Here is a 17,604-nt window from a genome sequence, read left to right as displayed (position 1 = left end):
GAATCCATGAAGCGCAAGCATAAACAGATACTGATCATCTGGGTGGGCCTGCTGGCAGGCCTCCTTATCTTCCGGGGCGGATGGATGACCTATGCAGGGCTGCTGATTTTCCTTTTGGATCTGGGGCTAGTGTGGTGGCTGCTGCGCTGCCCCCACTGCGGAAAGTCCGTTCGGGAGCTCCGACCGGATAAGACCTGCCCATACTGCGGCAAGAAAGTGGAGTGAACGGCGACCCGGCGCAAGAGGATTTGAAGCGATTGGGAGGACGATCTCATGACACTGCGCAGATGGACGATCCTGAGCGTTATCCTGCTAGTCCCGGGATTTGTTCTGCAGTTCCTCAGCAGGACCGTATTTGTACCGGAGGCGGGCGTGATCGGGGGACTGCTGCTGGCGGCGGGCCTTGCGATCCAGTTGTTCGTGATCCGCTGCCCGGAGTGCGGGGCACATCTGCCGCTTTTTCCCGGCGAATACTGCAAATACTGCGGAAACAGGTTGGACTGGGATAAACCTCTCCGGCGCTGATTTCCGATTTGGGAGGATACCATGGGCTTTTTTGACAAGCTGAAAAAGATCACCACAAATCTCTTCTCCGGCTTCTCCGAGGCGGACGAGGCCTTTTTCGAGGAGTTGGAGGAGACGCTGATCCTGGCGGACCTGGGCATGGACACGGCGCTGGACGCCGTGGAAAAACTCCGCACGAGGGTCCGGAAGGAGAAGCTCCAGGACCAGGAGGCGGTCAAGGCCGCCCTCCGGGACATTCTGGCGGAGGAGATGGACGTGGGCGGCACGGAGCTGGATCTCTCGACCCGGCCTGCTGTGGTGCTGTTCATCGGCGTCAACGGCGTAGGCAAGACCACGTCCATCGGCAAACTGGGCTATCAGCTGAAAAGCGAGGGCAAGCGGGTCCTCTTCTGCGCGGCGGACACCTTCCGGGCCGCAGCGGCGGACCAACTGCAGATCTGGGCGGAGCGGGCCGGCTGCGAACTTGTGCGCCAGCACGAGGGGGCTGACCCCGGCGCGGTGCTGTTCGACGCCCTGCAGGCTGCCAAGGCAAGAGGGGTGGATGTGGTGCTGTGCGACACTGCCGGCCGCCTCCACAACAAGGCTAACCTGATGGCGGAGCTCGCCAAGCTCTCCAAGATCATCGACCGGGAATGCCCCGGCGCCGCACGGGAGACGCTGCTGGTGCTGGATGCCACCACCGGACAAAACGGCCTGATCCAGGCCCGCCAGTTCAAGGAGGCCGCAGGACTCACCGGCATCGTGCTGACGAAGCTGGATGGCACGGCCAAGGGCGGCATCGTCATCGCCATCGCCAAGGAGCTGGGCGTACCGGTGAAGCTGGCCGGTGTGGGCGAGGGGGTGGACGACCTGAAGCCCTTCGACGCGAAGGAATATGTGGAGGCCATTATTTGAGCGGCAGCAGAGAGACAAGGATCACCATTTGGAATCGGAGAAAACTGATCTCTGTGTCGTCGCAGCAGATGTACTTTCTGATCCGCGGGGCGCTTTCAGATGCCGGGCTCTCCAGCGGCACCAGGACCCGGGGCCTATACGCCGCGGCTGCCCGCCGCAGCAGGGGGCCGCTCCGACTGCTGTACAGGACAGCGTCCTGACCTACACCATCTATGTTCACAGGGATGACTATGACCGTGCGTTCGCGGCGATCCAGTCCTCTCTGCGGGGAAAATGAAAAGGAGCGCATACCATGACCAGACAAGACGGACGGGCGTTTGACGAGCTGCGCCCGATCAAAATCACCCCTGATTTCGTAAAATTCGCGGAGGGCAGCTGTCTCATCCAGTGCGGCAACACCATGGTTCTCTGCTGCGCCAGCGTGGAGGACCGGGTGCCGCCCCATGTGCCGGAGGGCACCGGCTGGGTGACAGCGGAGTACTCCATGCTGCCCCGGGCCAACCGGGAGCGCAGCAAGCGGGACATCGCCAAGCTGAAGCTCTCGCCCCGCAGCGCAGAGATCCAGCGGCTGGTGGGCCGTTCCCTCCGGGCCGCCGTGGACCTGGCGAAGCTGGGGGAGCATACCATCACCATCGACTGCGACGTGCTCCAGGGCGACGGCGGAACCCGCACCGCATCCGTCACCGGCGGCTTTGTGGCGCTGGCCCTGGCCTGCCGGAAGCTGGTGGAGGAGGGCGTGCTGGCCTCCAATCCCATCCGGCATTTCGTCACCGGGGTGTCTGCGGGAATCGTCGGGGAGACCCTTATGCTGGATTTGCAGTACAGCGAGGACAGTCGTGCCCAGGTGGACCTGAACTGTGTGATGAATGAGCTGGGGGAGATCATCGAGCTCCAGGGCACCGGCGAGGGCCGGGCCTTCACACCCCAGGAGCAACAGGAGCTGGTGCGCTTGTGCGCCAAGGGCAACCGGGAGCTGCTGAAGCTCCAGCGGGAGATTTTGAAGCGATAAAACCACAAATTGAAAGAAGGAGATGGTTTCCGTGGCGCAGGTATTCGAGATGATTATGCTGATCTGCTTCGGCCTGTCCTAGCCCTTCAACATCACAAAGTCCGTGCGCTCCCGTACTGCAAAGGGCAAGAGCCTATGGTTTGAGGTGTGCATCATCGTGGGCTATCTCTGCGGCTTGGCGGGGAAGTTCATCAGTGGAAATGTCACCTATGTGGCGGCTTTTTACATCCTGGATATCACCATGGTCACCATCGACCTGGTGCTGACCATCCGGAACAAGCGTCTGGACCGTGCGGCGGAAAAGGAGGAGACGGTATGAAATTCGTGTTGGCGACCCATAACCCCGGCAAGCTGAAGGAGATGGCGGATATCCTCTCCGGACTGGGGGTGGAAGTGGTGAGCCCCGCAGACGTGGGAATCTCCGTAGACGTGGAGGAGACCGGCACCACCTTTGTGGAAAACGCCATGCTGAAGGCCAAGGCCATCTGCGCGGCCAGCGGGCTGCCCGCCATCGCGGACGACTCCGGTCTCTGTGTGGACGCCCTGAACGGAGGACCCGGCGTGTATTCCGCCCGTTACGGCGGGGAGGAGCTGGACGACCGGGGGCGGTATACCCTGCTGCTGCAGAACATGCGGGGACAGACTACCCGGGCGGCCCACTTCGCCTGCGCCATCGCCTGCGCCTTTCCCGGCGGGGACGAGCTGACGGCGGAGGGCCGGTGCGACGGTGCCATCGCCTTTGCCCCCATGGGGACGGCGGGATTTGGCTACGACCCGGTGTTCCTGGTGCCGGAGAAGGGCAGGACCTTCGGCCAGCTGACGGCAGAGGAGAAGGGCGCCATCTCCCATAGAGGAAAAGCTCTGCGGGCATTTTCGGAGAAACTGGCAACTTATTTGAAAAAATAACCGTCTACCTTTGATGAGGAGGGAACTGCGGTGAAAACGACCGGACGCTGCCCCAAATGCGGCAGCGCGGACCTGCTGGCAGTGGAGCCGGGGCTGTACAATTCTTTTCCCATCGGTTTTTTTGTAAATGCAAAAATTCAGAGGTATGTCTGCCGCAGCTGCGGCTATACAGAAGAGTTGATTGCCTAGGAGTCTATGGAGAAGCTGCGGCAGTCTACCTGGCATGACGAAAAATAAAAAAGACCGGGGCCATTTCCCGGAATAAAGGAGTATACATGGAACTGACAAGCAAACAGCGGGCCCAGCTGCGGGGCCTGGCAAACAGCATCGACACGATCCTGCAGGTGGGCAAGGACGGTATCGGGGCAAACCTCATCAAGCAGGCGGATGACGCACTGGAGGCTCGGGAGCTTATCAAGGGCCGGGTGCTGGACAACAATATCGACTACGACGCCCGCACCGCCGCGGAGGAGCTGGCCAAGGCCACCCGCAGCGAGGTGGTGCAGGTCATCGGCACGAAGTTCGTGCTGTACCGGGAGAGCCACTCCAAGCCCAGGGAGAAGCGCATCCAGCTGGTGAAGCCGGCAAAGAAGCGCCCCCAGTGACCCGGGAAGGCGCCCGATGGAACTGACGTTCCGCACTGCCGGGATCGGGGATCTGGAGCTCTTGACGGAGAGCCGCCTCCGGGCCATCCGGACCTACCGGCACCTTTCGGAGACGGCGGCGCTGCCGCATGGCCTGCCGGATGCGGTCCGGGATTACTACCGCCAGGCCCTGGCGTCCGGCAGCCACATTGCGCTTCTGGCGCTGGCGGGAGAGCGGCTGGCCGCCACCGGCGGCCTGGACCTCCGCCGGGAGATGCCCTCCTATCACAATCCCGCGGGTCTGTCCGGCCATATCATGAACATCTGGACGGATCCTGCCTTCCGAGGCCGGGGGATCGCATGGCGGATGCTGGATCTCCTCACGGCAGCGGCCTGTGAGCGGGGCTGTTTGACGGTTTCTCTCCACACCACCGCCATGGGCCGCCCGCTGTATCAGCGGTATGGCTTCACCGCCACGGATGACGAGATGGAGTTGGAGCTTCCGGCGGAAAAATCTGAACCATAAAGAGGAATCGCGTATGAAGATCGGCGTTTACGGCGGGACGTTCAACCCGCCCCACCTGGGCCATGTGACCGCGGCCCGGGCGGTATTCGAGCTGCTGAAGCTGGACCTGCTGCTGCTGGTCCCGGACCGGGAGCCACCCCACAAGGCGCTGCCAGCGGGCAGCCCCACTCCGGAACAGCGGCTTGAGATGACCCGCCTGGCGGGGGAGCAGCTGGGCCTGGGGGACCGGGTCCAGGTACTGGATCTGGAGCTGAAGCGGACGGGGCGGAGCTATACCTCCGACACCCTGGCCCAGCTGAAGGAGCGGTACCCGGAGGACGAGCTGTGGCTGCTGATGGGCACGGACATGTTCCTCACCATCCAGACCTGGCACGAAGCGGAGAAGATTCTGTCCCTGGCGGGGATCGCCACCTTCGGCCGAACGGAGGCGGACACGGAGGCGCTGTTCTCCGTTCAGCGGGACTATCTGTACCGGACATATCCCCAGGCCCGGATCTTCACCCTCACCATCCCCGGCGTGGTGGATGTGTCCTCCACGGACCTGCGAATCATGCTGGCGAAGGGAGAGGGCGTGAATCTCCTGCCTCCGGCGGTGTACGGCTATATCCTGCGGGAGGGACTGTACGGCACCCGGGCGGATTTGAAGCGCCTGCCCCTGCGGGAGCTGCGGCCGGTGGCCCTGAGTTATTTGAAAAACAAGCGCATCCCCCACGTGCTGGGCACGGAGCAGGAGGCCATCCGTCTGGCGGAGCGGTACGGCGCCGATGTGGAGAAGGCCCGGGTAGCGGCACTGCTGCACGACTGCACAAAAAAGCTGAACATGGAGGAGCAGCTGGAACTGTGCGGCCGGTACGGCATCCAGCTGGACGAGCTGGAGCAGAAGGCCCTGAAGCTTCTCCACGCCAAGACCGGCGCGGCCATCGCCCGGGACGTGTTCGGTGTGGACGATGAAATCTACAACGCCATCTGGTGGCACACCACGGGCCATGCCCACATGACCCTGCTGGAAAAAGTGATCTATCTGGCGGATTATATCGAGCCCTCCCGGAATTTTCCGGGGGTAGACAAACTCCGCGCTGTGTGTTATAAAGACCTGGACGAGGGCCTGCTGATGGGCCTGGAGATGACCATCGAAGAGATGACCGAAATGGGAAACCCTGTGCACCACGCCACCATTGAGGCGCGGGACGCATTGAAAGGATAGAGAGACAGTGGATAGAGAAAACGGAAAGCATCCGGCGGGCGGGACGCCGAAAAAGAGCAGACCCAAGAAGCCGAAGAAACCGAGCCGCCTGACGCGGCAGCAGAAGCTGCTGATCGCGGTAGCCGTGGTACTGGCCATCGTGCTGATCGCGGTGGTGGCCTGCCAGAGCCTGTTCGTTCGCCCGGATCTGCCGGACAAGAACGCGGATGCGGACAGCGGGACCCAGGAAGAGGAGATCGACTGGGGCGAAGGGACCCGCCCCCGCAGCGACGGGGAACGGAAGAGTCAGGACTATTACACGGTCCTGATCCTGGGCCGGGACACGGGGGGCGGCGGCAACACGGACACGATGCTGCTGGCCAGCTACGACGTGACCAACCAGAAGGCCACGGTGATGTCTATTCCCCGGGATACCATGGTGAATGTCTCCTGGGATATCAAGCGCATCAACTCCGTGTATAACTACTATGGCGGCGGAGACCGGGGGATCCAGTATCTCTACAAGGAAATCGCCCAGCTGGTGGGCTTTGAGCCGGACTATCAGGTGGTTGTGGAGTGGGACGCCGTGGGCCAGATCGTGGACGCCATGGGCGGCGTCTGGTTCGACGTGCCACGGAACATGAACTACGACGATCCTTATCAGGACCTTCACATCCACCAGGAGAAGGGCTACCGCCTGCTCACGGGGGACGACGCCATGCAGGTGCTCCGCTACCGCCACGACAACGACATGCGCTACGGCTATCCGGACGGCGATCTGGGCCGCATCAAGACCCAGCAGGCGTTTCTGACCGCCATGGTGGACCAGCTGCTGCAGATCAAGAACGTCACAAAGATCAACCAGTTCATCCAGGTGTTCCAGAACAATGTGGAGACAGACCTGAGCTTCCAGAATATCCTATGGTTTGCCCAGCAGGCGATTCTGGGTGGGCTGAGCATGGAGAACGTGGAGTTTGTCACCATGCCCAACCGGACCGCATCCTGCTGGAGCCGCACCTATCACAACTATCAATCCTACGTGGTGCCCAGCGCGGATGAGCTGCTGGAGCTGGTGAACACCAAGCTGAGTCCTTATACGGAGGTATTCACCCTCAGCGACTTGGACATTATGTCCGTCAACTCTGACGGCAGCATCAGCTCGTCCACCGGCCATGTGGAAGACAGCCGGGCGGCCCGGCCGCCGGTGAAGCCCACCACGCCCAGCAAGCCGGAGGAGGAGACGCCCACGGTGGATGAGAACGGCAATCCCATCGATCCGGACACCGGCCTGCCGGTGACGCCGGATGGCGGAACCACGGACCCGGGGACGGGCGGGACCACAGACCCGGGCTCTGGCACGACGGATCCCGGAACAGGGACAACGCCCGACGGCGGGACAGATCCCGGCACCGGCGGCGGGACCACAGGACCTGACACCGGAGAAGGAACCACCGGCACCGGCACCGACGGGACCACCGATCCGGGTACGGGCACAAGCGGGACTCCGGACGGCGGCACGCCTGACGCAGGCGGAGGAACGACCGATTCGGGCACTGGAGACAGCCAGACCTCCGGCACCGGAGATGGAGGCGGCGATGCTGCCGCAGAAGAGGCTCCGGATGACGGCTTTATCATCGTGAGCTGAACGACGGAAAAGGGGTGGCACCATGGCGGACCAGATGGATGGAAAAGGACGTCCCCCAAAGAGACGGTCCGGACTGACCAGGGGGCAGAAGGGGCTGATCGCCGCAGCCGCAGTTCTGGCTGTGGCCCTGGCGGGGGTCCTGGCCTGGCAGAGCCTGTTCGTCCGGCCGGACCTCAACACCGGCAAGACAGAGCCCCAGGAGACGGAAGAACCCACCGATCCGGTGGGGGAGATCGACTGGGGCGAGGGGACCCGCCCCCGCAGCGACGGAGAGCGGAAGAGTCAGGACTACTACACGGTCCTGATCCTGGGCCGGGACACGGGGGGCGGCGGCAACACAGACACGATGCTGCTGGCCAGCTACGACGTGACCAACCAGAAGGCCACGGTGATGTCCATTCCCCGGGACACTATGGTGAATGTCTCCTGGGATATCAAGAAGATCAACTCTGTTTACAACTGGTACGGCGGCGGAGACCGGGGCATCCAGTATCTCTACAAGGAGATCGCCCAACTGGTGGGCTTTGAGCCGGACTATCAGGTGATTGTGGAGTGGGAGGCCGTGGGTGAAATCGTGGACGCCATGGGCGGCGTCTGGTTCGATGTGCCCCGGAATATGAACTATGATGATCCTCTTCAAAACCTCCATATCCATCAGGAGAAAGGCTATCGCCTGCTCACGGGCGAGGACGCCATGGAAGTCCTCCGTTACCGCCATGACAACCGCAAGAACGGCGTGACGCTGGGATACCCGGAGGGAGACGTGGGCCGCATCAAGACCCAGCAGGCGTTTTTGAAGGCGATGGTCGAGCAACTGCTGAAAGTGGAAAATGTGCCGAAAGTCCGGCAGTTCATTCAGGTATTTCAGGACAATGTGGAGACAAACCTGACGTTTCAAAACATCCTCTGGTTTGCGCAGGCCGCATTTTTAGGTGGCCTGAAGGCGGAGAACGTGGAATTCGTCACCATGCCGGGTAACAGCAGTGCTTATGCTTACAGCGCGTCTATCAGCAAGGCGAACGGCGAATACTCGGAGGCCTCTTATGTGACCCCCTATCCCAATGAACTGCTGGAGCTGGTGAACACCAAATTGAGCCCCTACGCCGAGGTATTTACCCGCAGCGATCTGGATATGATGACCGTGAACAGCGACGGCTCCGTCAGCTCCTCCACCGGTCATGTGGAAGACAGCAACGCCACCCATCCCCGGTCCTACTGGCAGGCCCAGTGGACGCCCCAGGAGCCGGAGGAGGAGACGCCCCCGGAGGGGGAGACCGGCACAGGGACCGGCCCTGATGCCGGAGCGCCGGAGACCGGCGGGGCGGCCGGGACGCCCGGCGACGGAGAGACCACGGATCCCGGCGGAGCCACGGAGCCCGGTACGGGGAGCATCGATCCGGACACGGGAGACCTGATCGACCCGGAGACCGGCGGCATCATCGATCCCGGCACCGGGCAGATCCTGGACCCCGGTACAGGACAGGTGATCGGCCAGCTCCCGGGCGGCAGCGGAGACCCGGCGGCAGGTGAGAGCGGCGGAACCGCCCCGGAGTCGCCGGATTCCCAGCCGTCTGATGGTGAGACGGCGCCTCCTGTAGACCCCGGTACGTCCGACGGCGGAACCGCGGCCCCGGATGACGGGTTTATTATTGTAACCTGAGCGGCAGGTGTGCCGCAGATTCAAACGATCAGAAAGGATGAGTCCATGACACCCAAAGAGATGGCCCTGACTGCGGCCAAAGCCCTGGACGAGAAAAAGGGCGGCGACATCGCCGCCATCGAGATCACGGAGCAGACCACCCTGGCGGACTATTTCGTCATTGCCACCGGCAATTCCAACACCCAGATCAACGCCCTGTGCGGCGCAGTGGAGAAGGCCATGAAGGAGCAGGCGGGGGAGGATCCTCTCCGCCGGGAGGGCTACCGGGACGGCACCTGGGTCCTGCTGGACTACGGCTGTGTGGTGGTCCACGTGTTCTCCGCCGAGGCCCGGGAGTTCTATTCGCTGGAGCGGCTTTGGCACGACGGCAAGCCGGTGGATCTCTCCGGTGTGCTGACGGAGAATTGATCGCCCTTCGCGCCAAGTGGCGTGTCCAAGCGTTTTGCCGCAGGCAAAAATATGAAATGGGCAGGCTCTGCCTGCCCATTTGAGTCCAATGTGGTGCCACGCAAAACGAAGATTTTGTGGGGCGCCGTGTCCGGTGAAAAGGGGAAACATCAGCTCCGACGGCGCTGACCGCCGGAGCTTTTTTCTGCTTATCAACCCAGAGTTGCGCGATAGCTGGTGGACGCAACCGCCCGCCCCGGGTATGCTGAGACCACCAAAACAAAAGGAGGCAACTGCAATGGCATTCAGTTCCATTATCATGCTCCCGCTGCTGCTCCTGTTTCTGGCCATCTGGGCAGGGCTCATTTATCTGCTGATCCTGCTGATCCGGGCCCTGCGGAAGTACCTGCGGGGCGGGGAGGCCCGCAGGGAAAAAGCGGAGACCCGCCGCACCTTGGGAGAGGTCCTCAAGGCCCACCGGATGCGCTGCCAGATGACCCAGGAGTTCGTGGCGGAGGCCCTGGGGGTCAGCCGGCAGGCGGTCAGCAAATGGGAGACCGGCACGGCGGACCCCAGCACCTCCAACCTGCTGGCCCTGGCGAAGCTCTTCGGTGTGCCAGCGGAGGAGCTGCTGCATCAGGCGACCGGCGGGGGAGTATGAAACAATCGGAATCAAGGGGCAGCGATATAAGTCAGGGGGCGAAAAGCCTTCCCTGCGAAGTGTGAGGGCGCATTGGGCGCGCCTGTATGAAAATGGGCCTGCTTCCTGTGAGGCAGGTCCATGCACCAAGCACTTCGGTTTTAACAAGTCCGGCTGCCTCGGCGCCCAACTTTTCTCCAATATCCATCTGTTCACACGTTCGGTTCTATAAAATGGGCAGCAGATTGGTCCCAATATTTTTTGTAAACCCGATCTGTATTCCCATCAAGATTCAGTTGGTACATCCGAAATGTAACCAGAAAATTCTTGGGCTGCCACTGTTCTTCGTAAGAATATTGGTACTTCATTCCAACGTTCCGCATAACGCCGCCGCTTCTTGGGTTGTTTCGGTCATGCGTTGCTGTGATATAAGGCAGGCCGTCCTTTTTCACTTGGGCGATCACCGCTTTGCCCGCTTCTGTGACAAGTCCCTGATGCCAGAATTCCCTGCGAAGCCCATATCCGAAATCGTGATGTTCCTCCATATCCACTTTTATGTAGCCGATGGGATGATCGTCCGTTTTCAAGCAGATCGCGTAAGCGTATGCCTGCGGCTGGACATATTTTGAAGCGTATCTTTCTTCATAGAATTTCTTGGCTTCTTCTATGCTGTCTATCGGATACCAGGGCAGGAATTGATTGACTTCCTTGTCATGGAGAATCAGAAACAGCCATTCCAGATCGCGCTCTGTGAATTTCCTCAAGATCAAACGCCCGGTTTCCAATGTGGGCGTGTTTATCAGGGTGCCCTTCACGGTTTCGCCTCCCCCCAAAATTGCCAGAGTTTTTTCTGCTGCCATACGTTGGATTTTCCCCATTATACAGAGCAGGACGGGCAAAAACAAGATGTCGACTGGATTGTAAAGCGCTTTTCCCGCTTACCTCTTGACAAAACGCGCAAAGCCACATAAAATAGACCCGTTAACGACATTGATGGGAAGAAAGGCGAAATGTCCCGCCTTCAGAGAGCCGGCGGTTGCTGCGAGCCGGTGGGGGACCTTCGCGGATGACTGTTCCCGGAGTCTCCCGCCTGAACGGACATAGTAGGGTGGGACGGCAGGCCCCGTTACTGGCCGAGGCCCTCCGGGCCGTTGAGCGCCATCCGGCAACGGCTGGCGAAACCAGGGTGGTACCGCGTAGCTTTTACGCCCCTGACCGTAAGGTCGGGGGCGCTTTTACAGCTTAAAGAGGGGATTGACATCTCCTTGCCCGCAGGGGGCACACCGCATCCGTCAGGCGGCAGAGCCGCCAACGGCTGCGCAGCAGAGTGCCTTCACCAGCGGCATCAGTCACTGGCGACACAACCCAAGGCGGTTGGGTCAAAGTATTTTTGCCACGTACAGAAGGTGAATTGCCCCGTAGAAGCAAGAGAGGCCGCCCGGGGGCGCGCCGCGGCAAAAATAAATCGAACAGAGAAATCCATTCACAGGAATGAGGAGAAGGATATGAAATACGATTTTGCCAGCATTGAGAAAAAGTGGCAGCAGAAGTGGCTGGAGGAGAAGCCCTTCACCGCCGTCACGGGGGACAAGACTCGGGAGAAGTTCTTCGGCCTGATCGAGTTCCCCTATCCCTCCGGCCAGGGGCTCCACGTGGGCCACGCACGGCCCTTCACCGCCATGGACATCATCTGCCGGAAGAAGCGGATGCAGGGCTACAACGTCCTGTTCCCCATCGGCTATGACGCCTTCGGCCTGCCCACAGAGAACTACGCCGTTCAGCACCACATCCACCCCGCCAAGGTGACCCACGACAACATCGAGAACTTCCGCAAGCAGCTCCACATGCTGGGCTACTCCTTCGACTGGGACCGGGAGGTGAACACCACCGACCCCAGCTACTACAAGTGGACCCAGTGGATCTTCCTGCAGATGTTCAAGAAGGGGCTGGCCTACAAGGCCTCCATGCCCGTCAACTGGTGCACCAGCTGCAAGATCGTCCTGGCCAATGAGGAGGTCGTGGACGGTGTGTGCGAACGCTGCGGCGGCCAGGTCATCCGCAAGGAGAAGAGCCAGTGGATGCTGGCCATCACCAAGTACGCCGACCGGCTCATCGACGACCTGGACGACCTGGACTTCATCGAGCGGGTGAAGATCCAGCAGAAGAATTGGATCGGCCGGTCCGAGGGCACGGAGGTGGACTTCACCGCCACCAACGGCGACAAGCTGACGGTCTACACTACCCGGTGCGACACGCTGTTCGGCGTGACCTATATGGTCATCTCCCCGGAGCATCCCTATCTCCAGCAGTGGAAGGACCAGATCCAGAACTGGGATGCTGTGGCCGCCTATATCGAGGAGGCCGCCCGCAAGTCCGACTTTGAGCGGGGCGAGCTGAACAAGGAGAAGACCGGCGTCCGGCTGGAGGGCATCGAGGCCGTCAACCCCGCCAGCGGCAAGCACGTGCCCCTGTTCGTCTCCGACTACGTGCTGATGGGCTACGGCACCGGCATCGTCATGGGCGTGCCGGGCCACGACCAGCGTGACTGGGAGTTCGCCACCAAGTTCGGCCTGCCCATCGTGGAGGTGGTCCAGGGCGGAGACATCACCAAGGAGGCCTTCACCCTGAAGGACGACACCGGCATCATGGTGAACTCCGGCTTCCTGGACGGCCTCACCGTGAAAGAGGCAATTCCCACCATGAAGAAGTGGGTGACGGAGCAGGGCATCGGCCGTCCCAAGACCAACTTCAAGCTCCGGGACTGGGTGTTCAGCCGCCAGCGTTATTGGGGCGAGCCCATCCCCCTGGTGAACTGCCCCAAGTGCGGCTGGGTCCCCCTGCCGGAGGAGCAGCTGCCCCTGCTGCTGCCGGAGGTGGACTCCTATGAGGTCACCGACACCGGCGAGAGCCCCCTCAGCAAGATGACTGACTGGGTGAACACCACCTGCCCCAAGTGCGGCGGCCCCGCCCAGCGGGAGACCGACACCATGCCCCAGTGGGCTGGCTCCAGCTGGTACTTCCTGCGGTATATGGATCCCCACAACGACAAGGCATTCGCCTCCAAGGAGGCCTTGGACTACTGGTCTCCCGTGGACTGGTACAACGGCGGCATGGAGCACACCACCCTGCATCTGCTGTACTCCCGGTTCTGGCACAAGTTCCTGTATGACATCGGCGCCGTGCCCACCAAGGAGCCCTATGCCAAGCGCACAAGCCACGGCATGATCCTGGGCGAGGGCGGCGAGAAGATGTCCAAGTCCCGGGGCAACGTGGTGAACCCCAACGACATCGTGGACCAGTACGGCGCCGACACCATGCGCCTCTATATCATGTTCATCGGCGACTTTGAGAAGGCCGCAACCTGGTCCAACGACGCGGTGAAGGGCTCCAAGCGGTTCCTGGACCGGGTGTGGAATCTGGCGGAGAGCGCCTCCGACAGCTATGATGTGACCCCCGCCAACGAGGCCGTCATCCACAAGACCATCAAGAAGGTCACAGAGGATGTGGACAGTCTGAAGATGAACACCGCCATCGCCGCCATGATGACCATGGTGAACGAGCTGAACGCCAACGGCTGCACCCGGGGCGACCTGAAGTATCTGCTCCTGCTGCTGAACCCCTTCGCCCCCCACATCACCGAGGAGCTGTGGGAGAACCTGGGCTTCGCCGCCCAGACGGGCAAGATGTGCTGCCAGGCGGAGTGGCCCGTGGCGGATGAGAGCAAGACCGTGGCCTCCACAGTGGAGCTGGCCGTCCAGGTAAACGGCAAGCTGAAGGGCACCATCTCCATGCCAACCGACAGTGAGGAGAAGGCCGTGGTGGATGCCGCCCTGGCGGTGGAGAAGGTCCGGAAGGCCACCGAAGGGATGCAGATCATCAAGACCATCCTGGTGAAGAACCGGCTGGTGAACCTGATCGTCAAGCCCGCGAAATAAGACTGCGCCCAGCGGTGCGTACAAGCGTTTTTGCCGGAGGCAACAACCTTGGGGCGGACGGCCTGTGCCTGTCCGGCTGCATTCCGATGCGGGAGCCCCGCTGGACCGGGAACCGGCCGATGCATCTGGTGGGAGCATCCCAGTTCATCCCAATCACACCAAAAGGCCGGACGGGAAATCCCGTCCGGCCTGCGCTTCAGGCCCTGCCTGAGAAAGGAGAACCTATGAGCCGTCTGGATGAATTCCTGCGCCTGCTGTGCGGCAGGTTTGACAATACCCGGCAGCTGGAGGAGCTGCGGCGGAGCGGCAGCCCCGCCCTGCCGCTGGCAGAGCATGTCAACACCGTGTGCAACGACAAGATTGACGGCCTCCCCGCGGATTTTGCGGGAGCATTTGTGCTGGAGGAGAGCTACTACACCACGGAGGGAAAGACCCACGCCTCACCCCATCTGTTCCTCTTTACGGAGGAGGGGGAGGCGGTGAAGCTGACATCCTATCAGCTGCCCAAGGCGGCGGACGGCGGCGCGGCCACCTATGAGACGCTGCCGCCCCTGAAATGGGAGGATCTGGAGATCTCCGAGAAATTCACGCCTGCCCTCTATACGCTGCACGACGGCGTGTGGGAGGGGGGCAGCGTCAGCATGTTCTCCCCGGTGCTGAAGTTCACCCTGTATGAGCGATTCTCTCAGGAGTCCCTGGAGGTGGCGGAGACCATGGAGGTGAACGGAAAGCGGACGTTCGGGTACGATGTGCCCATCGTGTACCGGAGAGCGGCGGACTGATCTCCCGGGAGAAATGCTGATTTTCCGGAAAATCTCTTGACAACGGCCCGGAAGGTTTGTATAATACTTATGTTAAAGCCATAGATTATGGCCCTTAAAGTATCCTGGATTAAGCCGGATACCTCGGAGGGAGGGAAATATAGATGTCTGAGATCCATGTGAAGGACGGCGAGTCCATCGACAGCGCGCTGAAGCGTTTCAAGCGCAGCTGCGCCAAGGCCGGCGTCATCGCGGAAGTGCGGAAGAGAGAGCATTATGAGAGCCCCAGCGTCAAGCGCCGCAAGAAGTCTGAGGCCGCTCGCAAGAACAAGAAGCGCTATTATTGATCTGTCAAGGAAAAGTGCTGTGCCGAAAGGTACAGCACTTTTTATGTCCTCCGCCCGGGAAACAGCTTGGGCAGCAGATCCTGCACCTCCGGATACATCAGGAAGGCGGCGGCGAAGCCCATGTTCCCGCCGGTCCGCAGCTTCTGGGAAAGGGTGTCCGCGTCGTCGAAGAGGACGAAATGCGTCTCGCCGTCCCGGGCATAGGTGAAATACCGGGCGCACAGGTCCTGGGAGAAGAAAACGGAGGGGGACTCCCGGTCCAGCAGGTCCTGGAGTTCCCGGCCGCTGAGAGGGCGGCCTTCGCCGCTTTGAGCCGGGAGGGTGAAGTCCATCCGCAGCCGCTGGACATCCAGGGCCAGACCGCCTGCCCTGTCCCGTCCGGCAGCGGCCTCCTGCAGGCGCTGGACAAAGTTCCCGCCGGAGATGGCGGTGCAGATCAGGGGAATGGCGCCTGACGCCGCGGCGTAGGACTCCGGCACATAAACGGGGCGGGGCGACAGGCGCCGGGCCAGCGTCTCCGCAAAGGCCAGCCGGTCCGGCGCAGGAGGCTGCTCGAAATCCAGCAGTACGCCGCCGTAGCTCCGCCGCCCGCACTCCCGCAGCGCGGCGGCCGACAGCCGCTCCGGGCTGGCGATAAAGGGCGCGCCCCGGTCTGTGACGGACAATAGCCCGCCCCGGGTCTGGAGCAGCAGGTTCTGCCGCAGGAGCGTGGAGTCCGGCCCGATACAGTAGGCCACATGGGCCAGGGAACAGCGGAAGCGGGAGGCCTCCTGGGCCTCGGCCGGCGTCACGGCCAGATAGATCTGCAAAATGAACTCCCCCTTGTGGAATCCCGTTGGGACTGGTATACTAAAAGGAGACTATGCAGAGAAGGAGCCGCTTATGCCGTTTTCCCTGACGCCCCGCTGGGTGTTCCAGCATTACAGCGAGATCACGCCGGACTGGCTGCGGCAGCAGGGGATCACCCTGCTGCTCAGCGACCTGGACTTCACCCTGGCCGCCAAGAAGACCCGTCGGCCGGATCAGTCCCTGCGGGACTGGATCGCCGCCCTCCGCAATGCGGGGATCGGTTTCATGATCGTCTCCAACAACCGCTCCGGCAGCCGGGTGACGGAGTTCTGCGCGGACCTGGGGGTGCCTTATCAGGGCCGTGCAGGAAAGCCCAGTCCCAGGGGCCTGGAGGCCGCCATGGCACGGGCTGGGGCGGACCGGGTCTGCACCGCCATGCTGGGGGACAAGCTGCTGACGGATATGCTGGCCGCCAACCGGGCCGGAGTCCTGCCTCTGATGGTGGAGCCGGTGGGCGGCGCCGTGACGGCATGGCAGAAGGTGCTCCACGCTCTCCAGGCCCCGTTTAAGGCTATCTGCCGCCGCAAAATGGAAAAAAAGTCCTGAAAAATACTTGCATTACCGGACAACATAGGATAAAATAGCAGAGGAATTTTTGTAGAGATAGAGAGGCGGCCGGCTGGTCAGCTTTTCTTGAGATTTCAGAGGAGGATCATTTATGCCAACGATTACTGCCGGCGATTTCCGCAATGGTGTCACTTTTGAGAAGGACGGGAGCGTTTGCACCGTGGTGGAGTTCCAGCACGTGAAGCCCGGCAAGGGCGCGGCTTTCGTGCGCACCAAGTACAAGAACGTGATGACCGGCGCCATCCGCGAGGAGTCCTTCAACCCCACCGCCAAGTTCGAGCAGGCCACTGTGGAGCGCAAGGATGCCGAGTATAGCTACAACGACGGCGACCTGTACTACTTTATGGATCCCGAGACCTACGACATGGTCCCGCTGAACCGGGACGTGCTGGGCGACGCCTTCCGCTTCGTGAAGGAGAACACCGTCTGCAAGCTGGTGAGCTACAAGGGCAGCGTGTTCACCGTGGAAGTGCCCAACTTCATGGACCTGGAGGTCACGGAGACCGAGCCCGGCCTGCGGGGCGACACCGCCACCAACGTGACCAAGCCCGCGACGCTGGAGACCGGTGCTGAGGTGAAGGTGCCTCTGTTCATCAACACGGGCGACAAGATCCAGATCGACACCCGCACCGGCGAGTATATCGGCCGCAGCAAGGAGTAAGTGAGGCAAAGGGGGGGAAGCGTATTCCCCCCTTTTGTTCCTGAGAATGACTGCAACGCTGTTTGTAAAGGAAAGGAGCTGCTGTTATGGAGATTACGGAGAAGGTCGCGTATCTGAAGGGCCTGGCTGAAGGCATGGAACTGGACACCGAGAAGAAGGAGGGCAAGCTGCTTGCCGCCATCATCGACGTGCTGGACGACATCGCCCTGGAGATCGCGGATATGAAGGCGGACCAGGAGGAGCTGTACGACGGCCTGGACGCTGTCAGCGATGACCTGGAGGATGTGGAGGACGCCGTCTTCGGCGAGGATGACGAGGACGAAGAGGATGTATACGAGTATGAGGAGCCGGAGGAGGACGAGGACTGCTACGCCACCACCTGCCCCACCTGCGAGGAGACCATCTACTTCGACGAGTCCGTCTTGGAGGACGGCGAGGTCATCTGCCCCAACTGCGGCGAGAAGCTGGAGTTCGATCTGAACGGCCTGGAGGACGAGGACAAGCCCCAGGACGAGGAATAATCCC

The 17,604-nt window shown here is 61.6% G+C and carries 22 protein-coding genes and 1 other annotated feature; of the genes, 20 read left to right on the top strand and 2 right to left on the bottom strand.

Annotated features, from left to right (window positions below; translation table 11 throughout):
• The first annotated feature begins 6 nt into the window (after nucleotides 1–6).
• The 14 genes from DN611_RS10715 to DN611_RS10650 all read left to right on the top strand — a co-directional run bounded on the left by DN611_RS10715 (nucleotide 7) and on the right by DN611_RS10650 (nucleotide 9,980).
• Nucleotides 7–225 (top strand): hypothetical protein, encoded by a 219-nt coding sequence (locus DN611_RS10715; protein WP_025545177.1) that lies wholly within the window; start codon nucleotides 7–9, stop codon nucleotides 223–225.
• 48 nt (nucleotides 226–273) lie between these two features.
• Nucleotides 274–525, top strand: coding sequence for a hypothetical protein (locus DN611_RS10710; protein ID WP_021750964.1), 252 nt, complete (start codon nucleotides 274–276; stop codon nucleotides 523–525).
• 21 nt (nucleotides 526–546) lie between these two features.
• A complete protein-coding gene (ftsY, locus tag DN611_RS10705) occupies nucleotides 547–1,419 on the top strand; it encodes a signal recognition particle-docking protein FtsY (protein ID WP_021750963.1) in 873 nt (290 codons plus the stop codon).
• Between the two features lie 292 nt (nucleotides 1,420–1,711).
• Nucleotides 1,712–2,428 carry a ribonuclease PH gene (rph, locus tag DN611_RS10695; RefSeq protein ID WP_021750961.1) on the top strand — a complete coding sequence of 239 codons (717 nt, stop codon included), beginning with the start codon at nucleotides 1,712–1,714 and terminating at the stop codon, nucleotides 2,426–2,428.
• Nucleotides 2,429–2,531: 103 nt separating this feature from the next.
• Nucleotides 2,532–2,747 carry a hypothetical protein gene (locus DN611_RS10690; RefSeq protein WP_249390780.1) on the top strand — a complete coding sequence of 72 codons (216 nt, stop codon included), beginning with the start codon at nucleotides 2,532–2,534 and terminating at the stop codon, nucleotides 2,745–2,747.
• A complete protein-coding gene (locus tag DN611_RS10685; protein ID WP_021750959.1) occupies nucleotides 2,744–3,334 on the top strand; it encodes an XTP/dITP diphosphatase in 591 nt (196 codons plus the stop codon). The genes DN611_RS10690 and DN611_RS10685 overlap by 4 nt, the downstream gene beginning before the upstream one ends.
• A gap of 30 nt (nucleotides 3,335–3,364) precedes the next feature.
• Entirely contained in the window at nucleotides 3,365–3,523 is a 159-nt protein-coding gene (locus DN611_RS16710; protein ID WP_160117429.1) for a hypothetical protein, read from the top strand.
• Between the two features lie 86 nt (nucleotides 3,524–3,609).
• On the top strand, nucleotides 3,610–3,939 hold the full coding sequence (yhbY, locus tag DN611_RS10680; protein WP_021750956.1) for a ribosome assembly RNA-binding protein YhbY: 330 nt from the start codon (nucleotides 3,610–3,612) through the stop codon (nucleotides 3,937–3,939).
• Between the two features lie 16 nt (nucleotides 3,940–3,955).
• A complete protein-coding gene (locus tag DN611_RS10675; RefSeq protein ID WP_119311325.1) occupies nucleotides 3,956–4,444 on the top strand; it encodes a GNAT family N-acetyltransferase in 489 nt (162 codons plus the stop codon).
• Between the two features lie 13 nt (nucleotides 4,445–4,457).
• Complete coding sequence (gene yqeK, locus DN611_RS10670) at nucleotides 4,458–5,648, top strand: bis(5'-nucleosyl)-tetraphosphatase (symmetrical) YqeK (protein WP_119311324.1); 1,191 nt, start codon at nucleotides 4,458–4,460, stop codon at nucleotides 5,646–5,648.
• A gap of 7 nt (nucleotides 5,649–5,655) precedes the next feature.
• A complete protein-coding gene (locus DN611_RS10665) occupies nucleotides 5,656–7,272 on the top strand; it encodes an LCP family protein (RefSeq protein WP_119311323.1) in 1,617 nt (538 codons plus the stop codon).
• A 22-nt stretch (nucleotides 7,273–7,294) separates the two neighbouring features.
• Nucleotides 7,295–8,932 carry an LCP family protein gene (locus DN611_RS16705; RefSeq protein ID WP_160117428.1) on the top strand — a complete coding sequence of 546 codons (1,638 nt, stop codon included), beginning with the start codon at nucleotides 7,295–7,297 and terminating at the stop codon, nucleotides 8,930–8,932.
• Between the two features lie 45 nt (nucleotides 8,933–8,977).
• Nucleotides 8,978–9,340 (top strand): ribosome silencing factor, encoded by a 363-nt coding sequence (gene rsfS / locus DN611_RS10655; RefSeq protein ID WP_025544856.1) that lies wholly within the window; start codon nucleotides 8,978–8,980, stop codon nucleotides 9,338–9,340.
• A 277-nt stretch (nucleotides 9,341–9,617) separates the two neighbouring features.
• Nucleotides 9,618–9,980 (top strand): helix-turn-helix transcriptional regulator, encoded by a 363-nt coding sequence (locus DN611_RS10650; protein ID WP_025544857.1) that lies wholly within the window; start codon nucleotides 9,618–9,620, stop codon nucleotides 9,978–9,980.
• 191 nt (nucleotides 9,981–10,171) lie between these two features.
• Here the strand turns inward: DN611_RS10650 and DN611_RS10645 are convergent, their stop codons facing one another.
• Entirely contained in the window at nucleotides 10,172–10,759 is a 588-nt protein-coding gene (locus DN611_RS10645) for a GNAT family N-acetyltransferase (protein ID WP_119311926.1), read from the bottom strand.
• A gap of 181 nt (nucleotides 10,760–10,940) precedes the next feature.
• Nucleotides 10,941–11,175, top strand: a binding site (T-box leader).
• 289 nt (nucleotides 11,176–11,464) lie between these two features.
• Between DN611_RS10645 and leuS the strand changes: the two genes are divergently transcribed.
• The 3 genes from leuS (at nucleotide 11,465) to rpsU (ending at nucleotide 15,002) form a co-directional block, all read left to right on the top strand.
• Nucleotides 11,465–13,894, top strand: a complete 2,430-nt coding sequence (leuS, locus tag DN611_RS10640) for a leucine--tRNA ligase (RefSeq protein WP_025544859.1) — start codon at nucleotides 11,465–11,467, stop codon at nucleotides 13,892–13,894.
• 224 nt (nucleotides 13,895–14,118) lie between these two features.
• Nucleotides 14,119–14,676: a hypothetical protein gene (locus tag DN611_RS10635; RefSeq protein ID WP_119311322.1), complete on the top strand. Its 558-nt coding sequence runs from the start codon at nucleotides 14,119–14,121 to the stop codon at nucleotides 14,674–14,676.
• Nucleotides 14,677–14,819: 143 nt separating this feature from the next.
• The gene (gene rpsU, locus DN611_RS10630) at nucleotides 14,820–15,002 is read left to right on the top strand and encodes a 30S ribosomal protein S21 (RefSeq protein WP_021750944.1); all 183 of its coding nucleotides are present in this window, start codon (nucleotides 14,820–14,822) and stop codon (nucleotides 15,000–15,002) included.
• A gap of 41 nt (nucleotides 15,003–15,043) precedes the next feature.
• Here rpsU and DN611_RS10625 read toward each other — a convergent pair whose 3' ends face one another.
• On the bottom strand, nucleotides 15,044–15,811 hold the full coding sequence (locus DN611_RS10625; protein ID WP_021750943.1) for a hypothetical protein: 768 nt from the start codon (nucleotides 15,809–15,811) through the stop codon (nucleotides 15,044–15,046).
• Between the two features lie 73 nt (nucleotides 15,812–15,884).
• Between DN611_RS10625 and DN611_RS10620 the strand changes: the two genes are divergently transcribed.
• From DN611_RS10620 to DN611_RS10610, 3 genes are all read left to right on the top strand, one after another.
• Entirely contained in the window at nucleotides 15,885–16,397 is a 513-nt protein-coding gene (locus tag DN611_RS10620; RefSeq protein WP_119311321.1) for a YqeG family HAD IIIA-type phosphatase, read from the top strand.
• Nucleotides 16,398–16,509: 112 nt separating this feature from the next.
• Entirely contained in the window at nucleotides 16,510–17,079 is a 570-nt protein-coding gene (gene efp, locus DN611_RS10615) for an elongation factor P (protein ID WP_021750941.1), read from the top strand.
• Nucleotides 17,080–17,165: 86 nt separating this feature from the next.
• On the top strand, nucleotides 17,166–17,600 hold the full coding sequence (locus DN611_RS10610) for a CD1247 N-terminal domain-containing protein (protein ID WP_021750940.1): 435 nt from the start codon (nucleotides 17,166–17,168) through the stop codon (nucleotides 17,598–17,600).
• The last annotated feature ends 4 nt before the right edge of the window (nucleotides 17,601–17,604 follow it).

Source organism: Oscillibacter sp. PEA192, assembly GCF_003574015.1.
Lineage (GTDB): Bacteria > Bacillota > Clostridia > Oscillospirales > Oscillospiraceae > Oscillibacter > Oscillibacter welbionis.
Note: the sequence above shows the minus strand (reverse complement) of the source record. Positions and strands in the feature narration are given on the sequence as shown.